At 47.9% G+C, this 22,264-nt stretch carries 17 protein-coding genes and 1 other RNA gene; 3 read left to right on the top strand and 15 right to left on the bottom strand.

Annotated elements, in window-relative coordinates; genetic code table 11:
• Positions 1 to 40: 40 nt before the first annotated feature.
• From DFR28_RS14855 to ffs, 7 genes are all read right to left on the bottom strand, one after another.
• Entirely contained in the window at positions 41 to 3,595 is a 3,555-nt protein-coding gene (locus tag DFR28_RS14855) for an ABC transporter permease/M1 family aminopeptidase (RefSeq protein WP_113955164.1), read from the bottom strand.
• A gap of 11 nt (positions 3,596 to 3,606) precedes the next feature.
• Positions 3,607 to 4,482, bottom strand: coding sequence for an ABC transporter ATP-binding protein (locus DFR28_RS14850; RefSeq protein WP_113955163.1), 876 nt, complete (start codon positions 4,480 to 4,482; stop codon positions 3,607 to 3,609).
• Positions 4,483 to 4,654: 172 nt separating this feature from the next.
• Positions 4,655 to 6,982: a Tex family protein gene (locus tag DFR28_RS14845; RefSeq protein WP_113955162.1), complete on the bottom strand. Its 2,328-nt coding sequence runs from the start codon at positions 6,980 to 6,982 to the stop codon at positions 4,655 to 4,657.
• An 84-nt stretch (positions 6,983 to 7,066) separates the two neighbouring features.
• On the bottom strand, positions 7,067 to 7,666 hold the full coding sequence (gene recR, locus DFR28_RS14840) for a recombination mediator RecR (RefSeq protein ID WP_113955161.1): 600 nt from the start codon (positions 7,664 to 7,666) through the stop codon (positions 7,067 to 7,069).
• A 4-nt stretch (positions 7,667 to 7,670) separates the two neighbouring features.
• On the bottom strand, positions 7,671 to 8,000 hold the full coding sequence (locus DFR28_RS14835; RefSeq protein ID WP_113955160.1) for a YbaB/EbfC family nucleoid-associated protein: 330 nt from the start codon (positions 7,998 to 8,000) through the stop codon (positions 7,671 to 7,673).
• A 54-nt stretch (positions 8,001 to 8,054) separates the two neighbouring features.
• Positions 8,055 to 10,088: a DNA polymerase III subunit gamma/tau gene (dnaX, locus tag DFR28_RS14830; RefSeq protein ID WP_113955159.1), complete on the bottom strand. Its 2,034-nt coding sequence runs from the start codon at positions 10,086 to 10,088 to the stop codon at positions 8,055 to 8,057.
• Between the two features lie 270 nt (positions 10,089 to 10,358).
• Positions 10,359 to 10,454: signal recognition particle sRNA small type (gene ffs / locus DFR28_RS14825), an RNA gene on the bottom strand.
• A gap of 188 nt (positions 10,455 to 10,642) precedes the next feature.
• Between ffs and xseA the strand changes: the two genes are divergently transcribed.
• The 3 genes from xseA to DFR28_RS14810 are packed head-to-tail and all read left to right on the top strand — an operon-like array spanning position 10,643 to position 13,742.
• Entirely contained in the window at positions 10,643 to 12,028 is a 1,386-nt protein-coding gene (gene xseA / locus DFR28_RS14820) for an exodeoxyribonuclease VII large subunit (protein ID WP_113955158.1), read from the top strand.
• On the top strand, positions 12,028 to 12,852 hold the full coding sequence (locus tag DFR28_RS14815; protein ID WP_113955157.1) for a M23 family metallopeptidase: 825 nt from the start codon (positions 12,028 to 12,030) through the stop codon (positions 12,850 to 12,852). Before xseA ends, DFR28_RS14815 begins: the two co-directional genes overlap by 1 nt.
• A 29-nt stretch (positions 12,853 to 12,881) precedes the next feature.
• A complete protein-coding gene (locus DFR28_RS14810; protein WP_170132122.1) occupies positions 12,882 to 13,742 on the top strand; it encodes an alpha/beta fold hydrolase in 861 nt (286 codons plus the stop codon).
• 100 nt (positions 13,743 to 13,842) lie between these two features.
• Here the strand turns inward: DFR28_RS14810 and der are convergent, their stop codons facing one another.
• The 8 genes from der to ndk all read right to left on the bottom strand — a co-directional run bounded on the left by der (position 13,843) and on the right by ndk (position 22,194).
• Positions 13,843 to 15,288, bottom strand: a complete 1,446-nt coding sequence (der, locus tag DFR28_RS14805; RefSeq protein WP_170132121.1) for a ribosome biogenesis GTPase Der — start codon at positions 15,286 to 15,288, stop codon at positions 13,843 to 13,845.
• Between the two features lie 97 nt (positions 15,289 to 15,385).
• Positions 15,386 to 16,558, bottom strand: coding sequence for an outer membrane protein assembly factor BamB (gene bamB / locus DFR28_RS14800; protein WP_170132120.1), 1,173 nt, complete (start codon positions 16,556 to 16,558; stop codon positions 15,386 to 15,388).
• 101 nt (positions 16,559 to 16,659) lie between these two features.
• Positions 16,660 to 17,343: a YfgM family protein gene (locus tag DFR28_RS14795; RefSeq protein ID WP_113955153.1), complete on the bottom strand. Its 684-nt coding sequence runs from the start codon at positions 17,341 to 17,343 to the stop codon at positions 16,660 to 16,662.
• Positions 17,344 to 17,475: 132 nt separating this feature from the next.
• Positions 17,476 to 18,780, bottom strand: a complete 1,305-nt coding sequence (gene hisS / locus DFR28_RS14790; RefSeq protein WP_113955152.1) for a histidine--tRNA ligase — start codon at positions 18,778 to 18,780, stop codon at positions 17,476 to 17,478.
• A gap of 77 nt (positions 18,781 to 18,857) precedes the next feature.
• A complete protein-coding gene (locus DFR28_RS14785) occupies positions 18,858 to 19,733 on the bottom strand; it encodes a RodZ domain-containing protein (RefSeq protein ID WP_113955151.1) in 876 nt (291 codons plus the stop codon).
• 81 nt (positions 19,734 to 19,814) lie between these two features.
• Positions 19,815 to 20,606 carry a type IV pilus biogenesis/stability protein PilW gene (gene pilW, locus DFR28_RS14780; RefSeq protein ID WP_170132119.1) on the bottom strand — a complete coding sequence of 264 codons (792 nt, stop codon included), beginning with the start codon at positions 20,604 to 20,606 and terminating at the stop codon, positions 19,815 to 19,817.
• 5 nt (positions 20,607 to 20,611) lie between these two features.
• A complete protein-coding gene (rlmN, locus tag DFR28_RS14775; RefSeq protein WP_113955149.1) occupies positions 20,612 to 21,733 on the bottom strand; it encodes a dual-specificity RNA methyltransferase RlmN in 1,122 nt (373 codons plus the stop codon).
• 29 nt (positions 21,734 to 21,762) lie between these two features.
• Positions 21,763 to 22,194, bottom strand: a complete 432-nt coding sequence (ndk, locus tag DFR28_RS14770; RefSeq protein ID WP_113955148.1) for a nucleoside-diphosphate kinase — start codon at positions 22,192 to 22,194, stop codon at positions 21,763 to 21,765.
• Between the last annotated feature and the right edge of the window lie 70 nt (positions 22,195 to 22,264).

Raw genomic sequence — 22,264 nt, 5'->3', positions numbered from 1 at the left:
ATAAAGCATGCCTGCCAATACTTAACTCGAACCTAGTGCACTACAACTTCAATATATTGTTACCGGTATCTCGGTCAATAAACCGCACAAAAGGATCTACACCAATGTATTTTGGTAACGCATCGACAACTAATTGAATGGTATTTTCACCAGTCTTCAATTGGTGCGACTGGTTATAAAGCACCTCAGTCTGTGCGCTAAAATCGTTCGGGTCATTATCGAACAGCACAACCTCGACCTGTTCATCGAATGGCTGCTCGGCTTCGACACCGGTACCGTCGGCACTAAACTGTTGAGCATTCACCGTTAGATTAATTTGGTAACGTCCATCGAGCTCATCGACCGAAACCTCTTCAGCGCGTAAATCATACACCGTGATTTGATTGAAACTATTATCGATAAAACTGATCTCGCTGTCGCTTGCGCCCACTTTTAATTGACGAACTAGGTCGAGCGTTGTCGGATAAGGGTTACTTTGATACTTATACTCAGTCAGTAGCCGTTTTAATGCGTCATTGATACGCTGCTCACCGAGTTTATGACGCAGCGCCATCATTACTACTGACCCTTTTCGATAATGGATGTATTGCTGGCGCTCGGCGCGTAGCAAAGGCATTTCCTCGAGTAACTCAGTGGTACGCCCGGTCAGATAACGATCCAATTCGTAGGTCAAGAATTTACGCAGCTTTGTTTCACCATACTTCTTTTGCATTACCATCAGCGCACTGTACTGCGACAACGTTTCTGACAAAATTGCCGCGCCTTGCACATTAGCGGCACCGAGCTGATGGCCCCACCATTGGTGCGCCATCTCGTGTGCGGTTACGTAATACACATAGTCGATCTTTGATTCATCACGCAAATCCGCAGTAAAACCAATCTCCTCTGAAAATGGGATGGTATTAGCAAAACTCTGAGCAAAGCTTCGGTAACCCGGGAACTCAATAATGCGAAACTGTTTATGTTGGTAAGGACCAAATGCGGCTTGAAAATAATCGAGCGAATCTTTGGTTGCCGCCACCATGTTGCTGAGATTCCATGCATGTTCAGGATGATGGTAAACCTCGATAGCCACGCCGTTGTGCTCATCTTTCAAGGTCAATAACTTACCTGATGTGACGCTGAAAAAATTCATCATCGGCTGATCCATCACGTATCGAAAATACTGACGACCGCCCTCTTCCCATTGCTTTTCGAGATAACCAGGAGCCATTGCAACTTGGTCCTTTGATGTCGAGATCGTGGCACTAAAGTCTATAAAGTCGACGCTCGGATCAATAAAGTGTTCAGTATACCGACTGCTATCCTCCAATTTATACGCCCGCTCGACTGGGTCAAGCCCACGTTTCCGTCGGTCATGCTGATCAAGTAATTGCGACCTAGCTTGGTATCCCAACATCGGAAACAATTCACCATTATTGATAAAGGTTCCATTTTCGACCACAGTAAAGTCCTCACCGCGGTCCTTAAAACCTTGATGATCAATCTCGGAGGTCAGCACGCCAGCTCGTCGTTCGCCGGGTTGCAACGGTTGCGAAAATTCAAACCAAGCGGTCTTGAAATTGCTATCAACGTCGAGCATTTCGCCACCATGTATTTGCACGCTAGCGGTTTTACTATGACGTGGAAGATTCACCAAAAACTTAGTGATCGGTGACTTACTCTTATTAAGCACCTCGATGTCCGCGCGCGCGACGATCCGACGATCACTGGGGTAGATTGCAATATCAGCATCGACACTTTGAATCATCGGCACCGCGTCGTCGCGAACTGGGCTAAATTGCCTTTCGTACTCAGCTTGCAAGTCTTTAAATGCTTCAGCTCCGATAAAATTATTGAGCACTCGCGTGTTGTAATAGATATTTGCGCCAGCACCAATAAACACCAGCAGCGCAATCGCAATGACACTCAAGCCTTTGTTACCAATTTGGTAACGCAATAAACCCAATCGTTGCTTCAACGGCGCAACCGGTCCGCGACGCCATAAACCATAGCTGACTACCGCCAGCACGACAGCAAGCGCGCTCCAATACAACATGTACCAGCTATGCGCCTGCAAAAACGGCCCAAACCCATTTAAATCGGAATAGATTAATTCAGGCCCGCTGCCGAAATTCGCCATGTTATGCTCAACTCCCAGCTGCGGAAGCACTAATTCAGTCATCGCATAGGCAAAAAAGATCAGTATTCCGATATATTTTCCTGGGCTCAGAGACTGAATAAAGAAGGCCAATACCACTAGCAAGAAAATTGGCAGTAAGTAAAAATAAAACACCGTAATAAAGTACTGCGCAAAATCAATGTGTGGATAACCGGCGACTAATTGGAATACCACCGCAATGCCGATTGCAAACACATGTAGCGCTATTAGCACCGCACACACGGCCACGAACTTTGATAACCAAAACACCAAATTATGTGCCGACGTGCTATCAATAATATCGCCCATCCCTACCGAACGCTCTCGCCAAACAACTTCAGCGGTGTAATACGCAACCACAATAATCGTCAATAGCGAGAACCCGCCGACTATCATCTCGGACAAATTTTTGGTTAATGGCCAATTATCGGTACCAAAAGGCCCGCTCGCCATTACCATTCCAGCAATCAACTGGAGTGAAGAAAAAACTGCCAATAGAATAAATGCGGGACTCAGAAAAATCTGACGCATCTCAAACCGTGTCAACGACTGGAATCGAGCGAAGTGAGACCCTTGATTAGCGCGATATGCGAATGATGCACCAACCGGCGCCTCGTCGACTTTTACGGCAACCAGTTTGCTAGATTTATTGTTGGATGTTAATCCCAACGGTTTAAAAAAACGACCGCCAAATAGTAATGCTAGTAGCCCGACCGCTAACCACAATAGACGATTCTGCAGCACTACACCGGTTAAACCAACGAGCTGAGTGTTGCGCTCAAACGGAGTCCAGTAACGCGACAGATCACGAAACGCATTCAGCCCAAATGGATCGGTAATGGCGCGCATAAAACGCTGATGCGGCTCATCAAATATTTGTCCGGCCAAGCTATACAAAATAAACAGCCCGAGAGCAAACACATAAGCCAGCATCAAGCTTTGAAAGCGCTGAACCACTGCATAAAAAATCGCGGCGAGAATAAACAAGGTGGTTAAAGAGAACAGCAAAAATGGCTGCAGGTAGAACATCAAGCTATTACTACCCAAGCGTTCAGCATCGACGCTAGGCATCAAGGTACCGAAAAATGTGCCTAGCGGCACCATCGCGAAGACCGTCACACAGATTAAATAGGCGCCGAAGAATCGACCAAGGTTATAGCCCAGCGGAGAGATCGGTTTGGTATAAATGATCTCCGCCATTTTGCTCTCGTCATTTCGAATCGCAGTATTACCGACGAAATTGACCACCATAAACATACTGAAAATACTTAATATCAACAGCACTTGGGCTATTGCATACGGGCTGTTAAACAAGACATTGCCGCCCGCTCCAATCTGCACTTGTGGCACCACCATAGCCAAAAATGGTAATAAAAAGAACACCATACAGGTGACGATAAACGAGGGTTGTCGAGTGAAGTAGCGCCACTCAAAAGCCAGCATTTTAATAAACATAGACCCTCCCCTTACGCTGCGTTGCGAGATGCGATTAGTGTAGAAAAATACACATCCTCAAGGTTTGCTGGAGTACTCTCGAATCCAGTCGGCGCAGCGTCGCTCAATACATGCAGTACAGTACGTCCAGCCAATAGGCGCTTTGAAATCACCGCAAATTCGGACTCAATGTCAGCAGCTTCATCAGACGAGACAATCTTGCGCCAAATTTTTCCGTTGAGCTTATCGGTAACCTCCAGCGGATTACCTTCTAACAATATTTTGCCGTCGCCCAACACGGCCATATTGGAGCAAAGTTCAGAAACATCGTCGACGATATGCGTTGAGAGAATAATGACTTTTTCTTCGCCTAGACTAACCAATAGATTGTGAAACCGATTTCGCTCCTCGGGATCCAGACCGGCGGTGGGTTCATCCACAATCAGCAGGTCAGGATTACCTAACAAGGCTTGCGCAATACCAAAACGTTGACGCATACCACCAGAGTAGCCACTCACGGCCTTTTTGCGGTGTTGATAAAGGTTGGTGTGGGCCAGCAATCCATCTACCGCTTCACGCCGCTCAGCCTTATTGTTCAAACCTTTAAGGATCGCCAAATGGTTTAGTAAATCCACTGCGCTAACACGTGGATAGACACCAAAATCCTGGGGCAAGTATCCCAAGCGCTGACGTAGCTCATTGGGCTGCGTCAACACATTCAAATCGCCAAACTCGATGGTGCCAGAATCCGGTTGTTGCAGTGTCGCAATGGTTCTCATTAATGAAGACTTGCCCGCGCCATTTGGCCCTAACAATCCAAACAAACCTTTGTCAATCCGCAAGTTGACCGAATTTAACGCCTTGACTCCATTCGCATAAGTTTTTGAAACGTTTGAAATATTAAGCATGAGCTTGGTCTCCTTTATCGGATATCCGACTGGTTAATTTATTGAGTAGGCACGACTAATCCGCACCGGTTTGTAATAGTTAGATGCAAGGTTTGGAATTTCGGATTCAACTAAATTTAGAAATCCGAGGTCACGTACCTGAGACCCCGGATTAATGCTGGCAAAACGTCGCTTACTTTTTAAACGCCGCAGCTAACTTGGCGGCCATGGCGTTGTTAGCTGGCATCGGCTTAGTCTTAGCCACGCGTGCTGAGTTAGTCGTATTGCTTCGTGGTTTAGCCGATCCCTGACCTCGATCACGTCGTTCTGCGCTAGTCTCTTGCAAGCGCATGGTCAACGCGATTCGTTTACGCTGGATGTCCACTTCCAGCACCTTCACCTTAACAATCTGCCCAGCGTTTACGACTTTGTGTGGATCATCAACGAATTTATCCGCTAAACAACTAATGTGAACCAACCCGTCTTGGTGAACCCCAATATCCACGAACGCGCCGAAGTTTGTGACGTTGGTGACGGTACCTTCAAGCACCATGTCTTCACTCAAGTCCTTAATTGTTTCGACACCATCGCGCAATTCGGCCGTTTTAAATTCGGGGCGAGGATCGCGACCAGGTTTATTCAACTCTTGAATGATGTCGGTTACGGTTGGCACGCCAAACTGTTCAGTGGTGTAGTCCTCGGGTTTCAGCGAATTCAGAAAAGCACTATCGCCAATGATCGAGTTGATTTCTCGCTGGTTTTTACGAGCGATATCTTCCACCACCGAGTACGCTTCTGGATGCACACCAGACGCATCGAGAGGGTTCTCATTATTCGAGACAATACGCAGAAAGCCAGCGGCCTGTTCAAAGGTTTTATCACCTAGGCGCGCCACCTCTTTCAGTTGCTCTCGACTCTTAAACTCACCGTGCTGGTTTCGATGCATCACAATGTTATTGGCGATCGTTTCATTTAGACCCGAAACGCGGCGCAGCAACGGCATTGATGCCATATTCAAGTCCACGCCAACATCATTTACACAATCCTCAATCACCGCATCCAACGATCGGCCCAACTGAAATTGGTTCACGTCGTGTTGATACTGACCAACCCCGATGGACTTAGGTTCAATTTTAACCAGTTCGGCTAACGGATCTTGTAAGCGACGAGCGATTGACACCGCACCACGGATGGTCACATCTAGGTCAGGAAATTCTCGTGCAGCGAATTCTGACGCTGAGTAGACTGAAGCACCAGCTTCGTTCACCATCACCTTGGTCAGTTTTAGCTCAGGATGTCGTTTAATTAAATCGCCGGCCAATTTATCGGTCTCTCGAGACGCCGTGCCATTGCCAATCGCAATTAGCTCGACATTGTAGCGTTTACTCAAAACCGCCAGCTCCGCGATCGACGCATCCCATTGGTTCTTCGGTGCGTGCGGGTAGATCGTTCCTTGGTCGAGATATTGCCCAGTATGGTCAACCACCGCAACCTTGACGCCGGTTCGTAACCCAGGATCCAATCCGATAGTCGCCTTAGCGCCAGCAGGAGCCGCCAGTAATAAGTCTTTCAGATTCATTGAGAATACCCGAATAGCCTCTGCTTCCGCTCGCTCGCGCAGACCAAACATCAGATCCCCAGAAAGATGCAACAAAAGCTTAATCTTCCACGTCCAACTAATGACTTGCGAAAGCCATGCATCGGCCGCGCGGCCATCATTTCGAATACCCCAGTGCTGGGCAACCATCTGCGCACAAGGATGAGACAGGTCACTCTGCCAACCTTCATCAGGCGGCGCAATATCCAGCGTGGAGCTCAAAATGCCTTCGTTGCGCCCACGAAATATAGCTAGCGCTCGGTGTGGCGGAATCGCTTTGAATGGCTCTTGATAATCAAAATAGTCTCGAAATTTACTACCTTCTTGCTCTTTGTCCTTAGCCACCATAACAGTCACCACGGCGTGTTCTTCAAGGTATAACCGTAACCGTGCGAGCAAGCTTGCATCTTCAGCAAAACGCTCCATGAGAATAGCCCGCGCACCATCTAACGCTGCTTTAGCATCCGCCACAGGCGTTTCTTCGCTGTCATTTAAATACTTAGCCGCTTCTACTTCAGGTTGCAAATTTGGGTTCTCTAACAATGCATCGGCAAGTGGCTCAAGCCCAGCCTCACGTGCGATTTGTCCCTTGGTACGACGCTTAGGCTTGTACGGCAAATATAAGTCTTCAAGCGCATTCTTGGTCTCGGCAGATAAGATGGATTTCTTCAAATCATCTTCCAATTTACCTTGCTCATCAATGCTAGTAAGAATTGTCGCACGGCGATCTTCGAGTTCTCGTAAGTACTTTAAACGGTCTTCCAAATTACGCAACTGCGTGTCATCTAAGCCACCAGTTACTTCTTTACGGTAGCGTGAGATAAATGGCACAGTCGAACCATCATCCAGCAGCGCAATGGCCGCAATCACTTGCTTGGGATTAACCAGGAGCTCTTCCGCTATGCGGTTTTCTATCGATTTCATTTAAGTTAAATTATTTAGTTCAATGAGAAAGAACGAGCAAGCAGCGTGCATGCTCGATAGTTGAATTCATTTAGTCATTAGACTCTATGAGGTGGCGCGTCGATCCTTGAAAGCGGCCGCTAAGGTACGTTGATCCATATACTCTAACTCACCACCAACCGGAACTCCGCGAGCTAAGCGCGTAATACTGATTCCGTATGGTGCTAGCATTTGCTGAGTATAGTCCGCAGTGGTCTCCCCTTCGGCGGTAATATTCGTGGCAATAATAACTTCTCGAATCTGGTTCTCAGCAACAATCGCATTCAAGCGCTTGAACCCAAGCTGTTCGGGGCCAATACCTTCTAACGGCGAAAGCTTTCCCATTAGCACAAAGTATAAGCCGCGATACGCACCTACTTGTTCGATGGCCTGTAAGTCGGCGGGAGTTTCAACCACACAAAGCAGCTGTTTATCACGTTTTTCAGAAGCGCATATATCGCAAATTTCGCTCTCGCAAAAGGTGTTACAGCGCTGACAAGAAATTATCCGTTCAAGCGCATTATTCAGTGCATCAGCGATTTTCTGTGCACCTTCGCGATTGCGCTCCATTAAATGAAACGCCATGCGCTGCGCATTCTTAGGCCCCACGCCAGGAAGCGCTTTTAACGCCTCCTTAAGTTGCTCTATCGCGTTCGACGTAGCCACTTGCTTAAAACGGCATCTTCATGCCAGGTATATCTAAACCACCGGTCAGGCCTGCCATTTTCTCTTGAGACGTTTTCTCGACTTTTCGGACCGCGTCATTCATTGCGGCGGCAACCAAGTCTTCGAGGATTTCCTTGTCTTCAGCGTCGCCCAATAATTCTGGGTCAATATTGACCGACACCACATCATGTCGACAGGTCATCACTAACTTAACCATTCCGCCACCAGCTTCGCCAGTTACCTGAATGTTGGCAAGTTCTGCTTGGGCTTTCTGCATGTTTTCTTGCATAGCCTGAGCTTGTTTCATCAAATTACCTAAACCGCCTTTCATCATGCTCTACTACCTATATATTGTGTTTGTTTTGTACTCAAAAGTGACGCGAATAGCCTAGCGCGTTTTTATCGACTGTTCATTGATTGTAGCGCCGAATTCTGACATTAAAGCGCGCACACCAGGATCACTCTTTATACTTTCTTTAGTTTGCTCAAACTGCTCATGCCCGAGGCGAGTTAAACATTCTGCTGGTGTTTCTTTATCCGACTCTTCAAGCTCAAGCTTGATATCGACCTCGGCTTTAACCACGCTGCGCACGGCTGCAATGATTTTCTCCAACCGTTCTGGTTTAAACAAATGACTCAATCGCGGCGCGAGAGAGAGCTGTATGCGCTCATCCGTCAACCGCTCACATGCGCAATTCATTGCTAGCTCTTTCGGCAAGCCAATCAGGTTAGTTTGCTCTACTAGCTCGCCCCATTCGTTCTGCCCCGCTAAAGCTACCGCCACTTGGCTCGGTTTATTGCCTGGTTGATCAACTGACTCGGGCTCTGTATTAGCCGCCGGCATCGCTTCAGGCATTGCCATTGCAGCCGGTGCTTGTTCAGACGCAATCGGCGCGGCCGACGTCGCTCTGGGCATCGCCACAACCGTAGGTTGAGCCGGGCTAGGCTCAGCACTCGAAGCATTATTCTTAGGTGCGGAATCACGCGCTCTTTGAGTCTGAACTGACGAGGCGCGTAGTGAGTCACTTAATGGCGTCTGGCGTACAGTATCTCGAACTGTTTCTGGTGCCGCGGCTGACGATGACACATCTGCCGCATAGGCTTGCTCAGGGATTGATGTAATTGGCACCGGTCGTGACATATTCGGGCCAGGCACTTCCGATTCAACTGCGCGCGGCGAATCTTGAGATTGGATTGTCGATGTTTGAGGGGGCGACGCATGAGAAGTCGCGCCACTCTTTTGGCTACCGGCTTGGCTACCGGTTTGACTGCCGGGCGCTGGACTTGAAGTATTCGCGCTCGGCGCAGCGGGGCTTATGGCTTGCGGTGAACCCTCATCAACCGGGTCAAACGCTAACATACGCAGCAGCGCCATTTCGAACCCCACACGCAAACTGGGCGCCAACGCTACATCGCGTTTACCGATAAGACCGATTTGATAATAAAGCTGAACCAGCTCAGGGGACATTAACGCTGCTATTTCAGTCACAATCCCTTGATTTGCATCGGTCGCTGACAAAGCACTGGGAGCAAGCTGCGCCAGTGACACATAATAGAGTTGCATCAACACATCATCTAACGCTACCGAAAAATCGACCGCATGATCCGCCATGTCCCGCACAGTGTTGAGCGCTGTATCGACATCTTGCGTTGCTAACGCACGTAAAATCGACTCGGTATGTTCAGCTTTGATGGTACCCAACATGCTTTCAACTTCAGCAAGCCGCACCTCGCCATCGCCTTGGGCAATAGCTTGATCCAGCAAACTTAGACCATCACGCATACTGCCATCGGCTGCTTTGGCAATCGCATGCAGAGCCGTCTGATCAAAGCTCATGCCCTCATTGCCCAAGATTTTAACTAACTGATTCTCGACTTGCTCAGGACGCATGGCGCGCAAGTTAAACTGCAAACAACGCGACAATACAGTAACCGGCAGCTTCTGTGGATCAGTCGTAGCGAATAGAAACTTTACATGCTCTGGTGGCTCTTCCAAGGTTTTCAACAAGGCGTTGAAACTGTGTCCGGAGAGCATGTGCACCTCATCGATTAAGTACACTTTATATTTGCCGACGGTTGGCGCGTACTGAACATTTTCAAGCAATTCACGCGTGTCATCTACCTTAGTGCGTGACGCCGCGTCGACTTCGATTAGATCAACGTAACGACCTTCATCGATTGATATACAAGTATTGCAGGCCTGACATGGCTCCGCGCTGGTGCCATTTTCGCAGTTTAGTGACTTAGCAAAGATTCGCGCTAACGTCGTCTTACCAACCCCTCGAGTACCGGTAAACAGAAAGGCATGGTGCACGCGCCCAGAATCCAGAGCATTCGACAGGGCTTGCACAACATGACTTTGGCCGACAACTTCCGAGAAAGATTTGGGCCGCCATTTTCGTGCCAGTGCGAGATATGCCATAGACGTTACGTATTTCTAATGAGGTTTTTGATTGGTACCGCGTATCGTATCGCATTCTGCTGAAAACAAAATGCGGTATCGTTTTAAATTGGTGATTTGTATCCGTTTGGCGTAACGGGCGAGTGAGCTAATACAGCGCGGGCACAACACTCAAATCGGCTGCTTCTCGCTAATCCAAAGGCTGAGATCAATGTGCCTCTAGCGTTGATTCTAATCTAACATCACAATGCGTTACTTGTATGTTAACGCAAATTGTAATAAATGACGACGGCAGCTAACCTGATCACAGCACCCGAATCGATCGCTACGGCTGCTCCCTTCCAGGCCTGACCGGGTTCACCATCTATCGCCACTGTGGAGACTAACTACCGCCGCCGAGCGGATTATAACCAACCTAGCTTGCCACGCCTACAAGCGACTCCAACTATTCGATAAAAATATGACATTTTTTGCGCGCTGGAACTTTTATACTATAGCCAAACTACGATTTAACCAGCGCCAGCCGTCTAAATCGAACCCAAGCAACCATTGCAACCCACACTAAAGCCAGTTTAATGAACCAATCACCAGCGGTTTTTCAAGTCAGCGAACTCGCCGAGCAGATGCGTCGGCTTATGGAAACCAGTTATCCCGAAGTGTGGATTGAGGGCGAACTATCATCGCTAAGCGCTCCTGCCTCCGGCCATCTGTATTTCAGCCTCAAGGATGAACGATCACAACTGCGATGTGCGATGTTCAAAGGTCGTGCCGGAATAAATCGTTACCGCCCCAAGGCCGGCGACCTTGTCAGAGTGCGCGCAAAAATTTCGGTGTATACTGCGCGAGGCGATTTGCAATGCATTGTGCAACATATCGAGGAAGCTGGCGAAGGGTTATTGCAGCGACAATTTGAACAGCTAAAACAATCATTAAACGCCGAAGGCTTATTTGACCAATCTCACAAGCAGGCTGTGCCCTCGTTTGCCAAACACATTGGACTCATTACCTCACCGTCCGGCGCCGCTGTACGCGACATTATCACCACATTTAAACGTCGCTGCCCGGGCATCCCGATCACACTGTATCCGGCCACCGTGCAAGGTGATACCGCAGCCGCGTCGATAGTCGAGGCGATTCAAAGCGCCGTTCAGCACCAACGTGCAGATGTGCTCATAGTAAGCCGCGGCGGTGGCTCGCTCGAGGATTTATGGTGCTTCAACCATGAAGATGTCGCTCGCGCGATCTATGCCTGCCCGATTCCAATCGTCAGTGGAGTTGGGCACGAGGTAGATGTAACAATTGCTGATTTAGTCGCTGATTTGCGAGCGCCCACACCAACCGCTGCGGCAGAAATGTTAAGTCCTGACACCGATCAACTTCAAACTCAAGTGATGGCGCTAGGGTTTAGGTTGCCCCGCAGCTTTGCTCGACTCACTCAACGCTTAGCGCAAAATGTTGACATGACGGCCCGTCAATTGACACATCCACGCGAACAACTCGTCGCTAAATCCAACCGCCTCACAGCATTAGCAACTCAGCTTGAACGCGCCGCACGTCGAGAAGTAAGCAGCCAGCAGCGCGCCACATCTGCCATCCAAGCTCGATTTATGCATTCACATCCGTCGCGTCAGCTAGCACAGCATAGCGCCAACACCTTTCAGCTGGCGCGACGACTCCAACGCGTGCAAACCCACACACTTAGCTCAGCCAAACAACAATTTGCATCGCTAGCCGGTCAGTTAAACTTGGTAAGCCCGCTAGCAACCATCGAACGTGGATTTAGTATTGCCCGCCAGCAAGACGATAAAATAGTCCGGAGTATAAAAGACGTCACTACCGGTGAGCGCATTGATTTGCAAGTACGCGACGGCTTAATCCACTGCCAGGTTGAACAGACACATGAGGTCGCTGCAGGCAAGCTAACTAAAAACACTCGTCAGCAAAACGGAGTCGACAGTTGATGCCAAGTCTAGCTCGGAACCTGTTCGCCATTTTCACATTAATCGTGTGTGGAATCTCGGTGGCTGGTGCAGAACACAACTACCCTGGAGGGGTTGTAGAGCTTGAGTTTAAAAAGCAAACACAAGAACTTCCGGATATCCGCTTCGGGCTGTATGAACCGGTCATCATTGAGCTAAAACGCCACTGGCGTGTGCTGATCGGAATTGACCTAGACACTCTGCCAGGCGAATACGTAGTGTATTTTCGTAGAAACACCGAGACTAGTCGTGATGAATTCACGACCATTAAAGTTCGACATCATCCAACCCTAACCGAGTTAATTGATGGCATCGAACCCACTCAGACCGATATCAGCGCACCAATTAGAAACTACCAGAGCTGGAGTGAGATCGACTTTAGTAATACCCAACAACCCAGCTTACCGCTGCAACTTCCGGTTGAAGGGGGTTGGTCGGAAACCTTTGGCAAGCAATTAGTCGATGCTAAATCTGGCGCTCTGACGAGCGTAAATGCCGTAAGCTTTACCACCACAGAGTTCGCCAATGTGACCTCGCCACAGAGTGCCATTGTGTCTCGAGTTATCACCACTGAAGATGGCATCTCCACGGTTTTTCTTGACCATGGGCGTGGCTTATACAGCATGATTGAAGGCATTGGAGATCTCACCGTGGCCGCTGGCAATGGCGTGAACGCCGGCGCTGTATTGGGTAAAGTTCCAGTTTCAAATAACAACTCAGATAATGAACCGCGAACCATAGTTTGGCAGACTCGACTAAACCATGCGCTGGTTAACCCTTTTGTTTTGACACAATTAAAGCCCTAGCTCCAACTTTGCCTTACCGAATGCCAATGGTGAAAAAAACGATTATCAGCTTATTGCTAGTTATGCTGTTCAGCCTAGTGTCGTTTAACATGACCGCCTCTAAAGGAAATGCCACGCCGGCAAAACTTGGTACGCAAGTGATTTTAGCCAAAGCTGAAGTTAATGATTTTGAAATTGCCTATCGAGTAGCCGGCGACGTCAACAAACCCGGCGTATTATTTATTCATGGCACGCCAGGCGATGGAACTGCATTCTCGTCGTACCTAGAAAACTCATCGCTCCAATCGGAGTTTCTGTTGATATCAGTTGACCGGTTAGGCTGGGGAACTTCAACACTACCCGACAAATTAGTAGATGGCGACTTTGCCCTGCAAGCACAGTCAATCATTGCCGTTATGGAAAAGTTCCCCAACCAGCAATGGATTGTCGTAGGTCACTCCTTAGGAGCATCTATCGCGCCGAAAGTTGCGTTATTGGCACCGCAAAAAGTCAGGCGCCTAATATTACTAGCTGGCTCGCTTGACCCAAAACTAGGCAAGCCGCGATGGTATAACCGAGCCGCTAACACTTGGCTCATATCTCGCCTTATCGGCCGCTCCATGCGTCACTCTAATCGAGAAATAATGAACTTGAGTCAACAGTTAAACATCATGAACCAGCAGCTAGTGGAGAACCGACTAAACGTAGATGTGGTGGTAATCCAAGGAATGAAGGATCGATTAGTGTCGCCCGACAACGCCACATTTGCCAAACAATCATGGCAAAATCACTTCAGACAATTAGATATTATTGAGCTTGAATCGGAAGGCCATTTCCTGCCATGGCGTCAGGCCGAATTAGTCATCAAAACGATTCAATCGACACAACACGAAACGGCTATAACCCAATAACAAGCTACGCATTACTCGTTGCTAATAACTAGGTTAAGCACGTACCGCCTTAATGAATTCTCATTCAACGAGCAGCTAGTAAACAGCTACTTATAAATAACTACTTAGCTTTACCGCGCCCGCCGCCACGATACTTAACTTTGTCCTTACTTTTACGTGAATTTTCATCAGGCTTATATGGGTTATCGGACGTTTTAAGCGACAAGCGTACTTTGGTACCCACCATGTTGAACTCACGTTCGAAGGTGTTCGACAAATAACGCTGATACGTTTGCGGCAACTTATCAAGCTGGTTGCCATGAATAATGACATGCGGAGGGTTCATTCCACCTTGATGTCCAAATTTCAACTTGATGCGGTAGTTGCCTACCATCGGCGGATTACGCTTCTCTTCCGCCTCTTTTAATATTCTATTGATCTGCCCTGTACTCATGTCGGTCATTGCACTGTCGTACAATTTGTCGATCAGAGGCATAATCACATCTATGTTTTTACCCAATTTAGCCGAAATGAATTCGATGGGAATATTTCCCATGTGACCAAATTTACGATCAATTTGCGCTCGAACTTGATCACGCTCATAGGCACTCATGCCGTCCCACTTGTTGACCAGAATCATCAACGATCGACCGCTGGTAAACACCAAGTTAATCAAACGATTATCTTGATCGACGATGCCATCTCGCGCATCCAGCACAATCGCGACAACTTGCGCCAATTCAACGGCTCGTAGGGTTTTCATAACTGAAAAACGTTCCACGCGATCATCGATACGGGACTTCTTGCGCATGCCCGCAGTATCAATTAACACATACTCTTTATCAGCAAACTTAAACGGTACATGAATACTGTCGCGAGTGGTTCCAGGCATGTCATAAACCACTACTCGCTCTTCTCCAACCAGCGTGTTTAGCAAGGTCGACTTGCCAACGTTAGGCCGCCCGACGATCGCCAACTTAGCGACGCCTTCGGGAATTACATACGATGACTGCTCGGCACTTTGCCGCGCCTCTGTTTCTTCCAATACGCGATTCATTAAGCGAACCACGCCATCACCGTTTTTACCAGAAATGATAGTCGGCTGATCCAAACCCAGTTGATAAAAATCGGCAGCGATCATCGCCCGATCTAAACCTTCGGCTTTATTCACCGCCAAATAGACTGAAATTTTGGGGCTTTGGCGCAGCAATTTAGCGATATCAAAATCGACCGGCGTGGCGCCATCGCGTCCATCCACGATGAAAATGACGGCGTCGCTATCATGTAGTGCAAAATCCACTTGCTCACGCATTAGCGAGTGAATCTCTTCATCGTCAGACTCAATACCGCCGGTATCTACAACCCAATACGGTAAGGCTCCGACTCGTCCAACCCCGACCATGCGGTCACGAGTCACTCCGGGCCGGTCATCGACAATCGCGTCACGGCTACGAGTTAACCGGTTATACAATGTCGACTTGCCCACATTGGGGCGACCGACAATAGAAATAATTGGTTTGGGATGATCAACTGAAGGCGTTGATTCGATGTATTCTTGTTCGTCCACGATGGTAATACCTAAGAGGTTTTAGTCAACGCCCAACAAGTCACAATAAGTATTACCGCCGGCGTTGCAGCGGTAGCACAATAACTAAGTCAGCGTGCTAACTGCCGTTGTTAATTAGGCTTAGCGACTGCAGCGCACCATCACTGTCGAGAATGAATATGGTGTCAGAATCGACCGCGGGTTCGCCGATAATAGTCTTAGCGCCAAGGCTATGCTTACCCACTAGACGACCATCTTGCTTACTCAAAATATACAAGCCGCCATCTCCTTCACTGACTACCACATACGGCCCAACCGAGACCGGTGCAGAGACAGGAAACAAACGAAGCGCAGTTTGAGACCACGTTTTGTTGCCATTCGAACGATTGATCTGATGTATCACGCCATTCTTATCACTGATGTATAAAAATGCCGCGTCATATGCCAGTGAATGGTACGAAGAGACGTCGGTGCTCCACGAAATTTTTTGACCCGGAATATCCAGTGCATGAGTGACTTCTTGATAAGAAGACACATAAATATGATCACCGACTAACAACGGGTTAGTGTCAATATCTGATAAGCGGTCGATATCATTTGTGCCGCGCGGAAAAGAGATCGGAAAGTCCCATAGAGCACGGCCGGTTTCAGCTTCAATCGCCGCCAATAAACCGTCAGAGAAGCCTGCAAAAACAACACCTTGCGTGACCACTGGCCGCGAATCTCCGCGTAAAGTTAACTTGGGTAGCTGGCGACTGATAGTCCATTTACGCGAACCGTCAAATGCTGAAAGGCCATAAACCTTACCATCACCGGTACGCGCAACCACTACCGAACCTTCGATGACTGGGCTCGCTAAGACCTCACTGTCTAAAACCGCTTTCCAAGCCAATTCACCATCATCTTGATTTAAGGCGTAGATGATACCTTCACCGGTTCCGGTCAGGACTAAACCACCACCAACACCAACACCAGCTGTAATACGCTCGTCCTTTAACTTAAAAGACCATTGCGTCTTACCCGTATCAATAGCAATCTTCTCGACTCGGCCGTTAGCCGCTGCAGCATATACGTACTCACCAAGTAGCGCCGGTGACAATACCGCATCGCCGGGGGTTATACGCTTACCAAGCTGATGAGACCAGTTACGTTTTAGCTTTGTAGTGGTCTCAACTTTTGGCTTCTTAGGTTTTTCCTCAGGACCAAAAAATTCTGTCTTTTTAGATTTGCCACCGCAAGCTGCCACCATGAGCAGCAAAGAGCACACCATAATAAGTCTAAATTTGTTCATAGTAACCTGTGTCATTTTTCACCTAGAATACAGCCTCCATAGAATGGTGCGACTGTGGCCTACTGTCTTTATCTAGCCCGATTCAAATGAATCGATTAATACTACTCTACGCCGGAGTCTGCATCAGCCGAAGTAACTTCCGCTGACTCATTGTTTGGCAGTCGATCTAACTTAATCGATAGCACTTGTGCATAAGCGGCTTGCGTTTCTGACAAAGCGTCAATCGACGTTTGATAATTAACGCGGGCACTCAACAAATCGCCTTCTTGCACCGCAATATCGCCTAATATTTCAGCGTAATTAGAGGTAAACCCCTGTGTCGGTTGGTGCGATGCCAGAGCCTTTGCTGCAGCCAATTCACCTTGCGCCAGTTTAATTTTTGCTTGCCTAAGTCGCGCGGTGTGCTGCAATCCACTCTCATCAGAGTTATCAATGACCCACTGTAGCTCATCGTAAGCGGCAGCCATGTCACTCAACGCTAATTGCTTGGCTCGAATCAATACTGCCTTAGCGGCATACGATGTACCCGAATAATCTTGCTTAAGTGTGTCGACCTGAGCTGAAATATCAGCAAGCTCCGAGCTTTGCACGCTTTCTAAAGTCTCAGCATAAACGGCACTAGCACCTTCCGCTAGTTCGAGCTGAGCCTTTTTATAATAGTCCCAACCAAAGATCGCCCCAAGCCCAAGTGCAATACCGATGACAAGTGCCGGTCCATTGTCTTTTAGCCACTGACGAGCACGCTCGTCTTGTTCTTCGGGGGTCAGAAAAATATCGTCTGCCATGTGAATTGCTCTCAGTAAATTCTTTTTGTTATCTAGGCCAATGGCCCATTCTAATCATCGTTAGACGCTAGCACGTCAAACAACGTCGCAAAACAGCACTCTAAGCAAGCGAGCGTTATGCGGGACTGTGCATTATAGCGATTCTAGTAAATTAGTCACGGCGTTAACGACATCGTTTTGCGCGATTATCGGTTGCTGGTTCGCTGTTTCACCGGAGTCAGGCCGAACCCGCAACAATTTAACGCTTGCCGAGTTATTTGCCGCCTCTTGTTCACCAATAATCACCGCCACCGCAGCACCACTTTTATCAGCTCGCTTAAATTGGTTTTTCATTGAGCCTTCGCCCATGTGGCATTGCACACTCAAACCAGATCTAGTCAGCAAAGACTGAACAACTAAGGCCTGCCGACGCGCGGCTTCACCAACCGACACAATAAAAACATCTAATGTCTTTTGCTCAAGAGCAATGCTGGCTCCTTGTTCTTGCAAGATTTGAATCAAACGCTCAAGCCCCATACCAAAGCCGAAGCCTGGCGTGGCATGTCCACCTAATTGCTCAACCATGGAATCGTAACGACCACCGCCACAAACGGTAGACTGAGCACCGAAATCCGCATTTACCCACTCAAACACCGTATCGTTATAGTAATCCAGCCCACGCACTAAACGAGGGTTGATAACAAACGAAATATCTAAATCTATGAGATGTTGCTGCAAGGTTTCAAAATGCTGTCGCGACGCCTCATTCAAAAAATCCAGAATACTCGGCGCATCAACTAGCAGCTCTTGCACCGTCTGATTCTTGCTATCGAGAATCCGCAACGGATTGGTTGTCAGTCGGCGTACACTATCTTCATCGAGTTGATCTTTATGTTGCGATAAATAGGCCACCAAACTCTCTCGGTAACTTGCTCGTGCGCTCTTATCTCCCAAACTATTGATTTGCAGTTCGGTTTTTTCAAGCCCCAACTCGTCAAACAACTGACGTGTTAGAGACAAGACCTCGGCTTCAATGTCTGGCGAACTCCAGCCGTAGCACTCAACGCCAATCTGATGGAATTGCCGATAACGCCCCTTCTGTGGTCGCTCGTGGCGAAACATCGGGCCGGTGTACCATAATCGTTGTTGCTGGTTATAAAATAAGCTGTTTTCGATTCCAGCCCTGACCGTGCTTGCAGTACCCTCAGGACGTAAGGTCAAGGAATCACCGTTTCGATCTTCGAAGGTATACATTTCCTTAGACACAATATCAGTCTCTTCGCCAATAGAGCGGGAGAATAGACTGGTACTTTCGATGATGGGCGTTCGAATTTGCTGGTAACTATGACGCGCAAAAACCGCTGCACAGATAGATTCGACACGAAGCCAAAGCCGACTGTCCTGCGGCAAAATATCATTCATACCTCGAACGGCATTAATCTGGGCTTTTTTGCTCATTAAACAATCTTGCTATACGCATTGGGGCTAAAAACACACGCCAGCATTGATGCCGACATTACTACCGACGAAAAGGTTTATTCGCCTAACGAAAATCTCGCGAACACACCTTCTCGATGTGCAGTCAAATCAAATGCAGCCCCGTTATACGTGGCGGTTACCGCTTTAGCATTGCCGATAAACACACTCATTGGAATCTGCGAGGAAACTACCAGCTCTTCCCCTCCGGCATAACTTTTGTACGCAAGTCGCTTACCGTCGGCATCACGAATATCAATCCAAGAAGTATCAGAGAAATTCAATACTAACTCATGCCCAGCTGCTTCTACCGCGTCAGCATTAAGCTCATCAGCTTGCTCAGAGTTTTCATCAGAGTCAGAACCAACCACAGCCGCATCAGACGCCGCATCATTCGTCACATTTTGAACAGGGGAACTTGTCACTTGAGTAGAACTACCACTACTGGGTACCGCTCCGCTGCTTTGAATGGAGGCAGCCACCGGAGCTGCCTGCTTACCAAGCAGACCATCAAGCCGGCCCGTCATCCACATAAACACGGTAATACCCACAATTGCGGCAATAAACAATAATTTACCAAGACTGAAAAAACCTCTGGAATCACCAGTACTGGCGTTACCTAAGCCTTTTGGCAAACCATCGAGCCTCGAACCTTTCTGCCAATTGGGATGCAAGTAATGTGCAAGAACCTCTTCAGAATCCAGTTCTAAAAGCTTCGCATAAGACCGGATATAACCGCGCACATAAGTGGGCTCAGGCAAGCCTTCACTTTGATCTAGTTCTATTGTGCGGATTTGCGTCACCGACAGATTAAGTTGCGCTGCAACCTCTTCAACGGTTTTATTTTGTCGTTTGCGTTCAGCGGCTAGCAAGCTGCCACTGCCCTGCTCGGGTACAGCGCGCACGTCATCAGTAAGTTTGTTTTTTTCTTCCATCAGTCTTTTCACCAACCCATACTTAACTAGGGCTTACATTCATCCACTCTGGACTAACAGGATGAATGGTATTTAATTCGATTAATTTCTGCCTTGGCGAACTGACCCAGCTTCTTTGGAGCCAGGAAACTCGATTAGCAATTTACTACGGTAGCCTTCAGCAACATCTAAGGCATTGAGTTGGGATTCTATTTTATATGCTAGCAAAAGCGAGCCAGGTTGCGGTTTAGTAATCGCAAAATAACGCTCGATGTATGCCCGAGCCGACATATAGGACCCTGCTTCATATTTTAACAGCGCCAATTGGTATAGGGCGGGGCGTAATCGGGGGTTAATTGATAATGCTCGCTTTAAATACTGCTCTGCTACTGGGTCTTTGATCTTGAGTAGACACTCTCCGGCGCGCATATAACTCAACTGAGCTTTATCAAAAAGTGGATTAGAAACGGCGATTTCAAAATATTCAACCGCTTCTCGCTCTTTACCAATTTGGCATAAAAACACACCAAAATCGTGCGCTGCCGGCGAATTCTGCCGGTCACTCGAAACCGCCCTAGCGAAAAACTGTTCAGCCTCTCTGTTTTGTTCCAACTTCAGCAATAACAAAGCCATCACATAATTGCTGTCCGAATGGGTAGGATCAATGCTTAACGCTCGCTCCAATTGAGTCTTGGCCGTAGCGTATTGGTCTTGCTGCAAATAGCCTCGCGCTAGCTGTGTGTGCACCATGGCACGATCAGCTCGAGATTTCTGCGCTTTAGTAATTTGCTTACTACCACCACCAGTTGTGGTGCAGGCAGAAACAAATAATAGCAGTGAGAAGCCAATAGCGGCGCGGATAAATAGTTGGTGAAACAGTTTTAGAGTAGGCATAACCCTCATTGTATTTTTTTGGCTTGGCTTTGTCTAAATTTTTCGGCACGACGTGTGCGATCCATTACATCTCCAGCCAGTTGGCCGCAAGCCGCCTCTATATCGTCGCCTCGCGTCTTCCGAACCGTTACAATAACACCGGCGTCATGCAAAATGTCACGAAATCGATTAATTCGATTATTTGATGAGCGCTCATACTCAATCCCTTCAAATGTATTAAACGGAATCAGGTTCACCTTGCCAGGCACGGTCTGCATTAGCGCCGCTAACTCATGCGCATGTTCAGGCTCGTCATTGACGCCCGACAACATCACATATTCGAAAGTAATCCGCGCGCGATTCGAATCAGCAACATAGCGGTTACAAGCATCCATTAATTGTTGAATTGGATATTTTCGATTTAGCGGGACCAATTCATTGCGTAACGCATCATTGGGGGCGTGCAGCGACACCGCCAAACTAACTGGGCACGCTTCTTTTAATGCGTCAATTTTAGGCACAACTCCAGCGGTACTGAGAGTAATACGTCGCTTTGATAAACCAAAACTGAAATCGTCCTGCATGATTTTCATGGCCGAAACAACATTGTCAAAATTCATCAACGGCTCGCCCATGCCCATCATTACTACATTGGACACGATCCGCTGATCAGTGTTGTATTGCTTGGCTAACAAATGCTTGGCGATCCAGACTTGCCCGATGATTTCAGCAGTGGTCAAGTCACGATTATAACCCTGCTTGCCGGTAGCACAGAACGAGCAACTTAGAGTACAGCCAACTTGCGAAGACACACACAAGGTGCCGCGTGAATCTTCTGGAATAAACACCATTTCAATGGCGCTCTTACCGGGCACCTTTAACAACCACTTACGCGTACCGTCTTCAGATAGATTATCGGAGATGATCTCCGGAACCGATATCACAGCTTGCTCAGAAAGCGCAGTACGCAGCGTTTTGCTGAGATTAGTCATCTCAGCAAAATCGCTAACACCAACCTGATGTATCCACTTCATTACCTGTGAGGCACGGAAAGATTTCTCGCCAATGGCAGCGAAATAAGCTTCCATTGCCTCACGATCAAGCCCCATTAAATTAGTCGGCTGATCGGTTTGCTCAGGTAATATCATAGAAATTCGGGCTGGTGTTATAAAACTAACTATCGAGTGCGAGGGCAAACGCCATCGGCACCGAAAAAGAATTCGATCTCTTGTGCAGCCGTTTCAGGTGCATCAGAACCATGACATGCATTTTCGTCAATGCTCGTAGCGAAATCAGCTCGAATTGTACCTGGAGCCGCTTCAGCTGGGTTAGTCGCGCCCATTACATCACGGTGTGTAGCAATCGCATTTTCGCCTTCAAGCGCTTGCACGATTACAGGCCCAGAGGTCATGAAAGATACCAAGTCGCCATAAAACGGACGCTCTTTATGCACAGCATAAAATTCTCCGGCTTGCTCTTCGGTCAAATGCATCATGCGTGCAGCAACAATTTTCAAGCCTGCTTTTTCAAATCGTGAGTAAATTTCACCGATTACATTTTTAGCGACAGCATCTGGTTTAATTATAGAAAGAGTACGTTCAACAGCCATTTTAAGACTCCAATAGGATAGTTTTGTTAAGCAATTATTTGGACTGTGGCCAACAACCATTCGAGGGCCA

It is taken from the genome of Arenicella xantha (assembly GCF_003315245.1).
GTDB classification, from domain to species: domain Bacteria; phylum Pseudomonadota; class Gammaproteobacteria; order Arenicellales; family Arenicellaceae; genus Arenicella; species Arenicella xantha.
The sequence above is the reverse complement of the archived record's forward strand: the minus strand, read 5'-3'. Positions and strand labels throughout refer to the sequence as shown.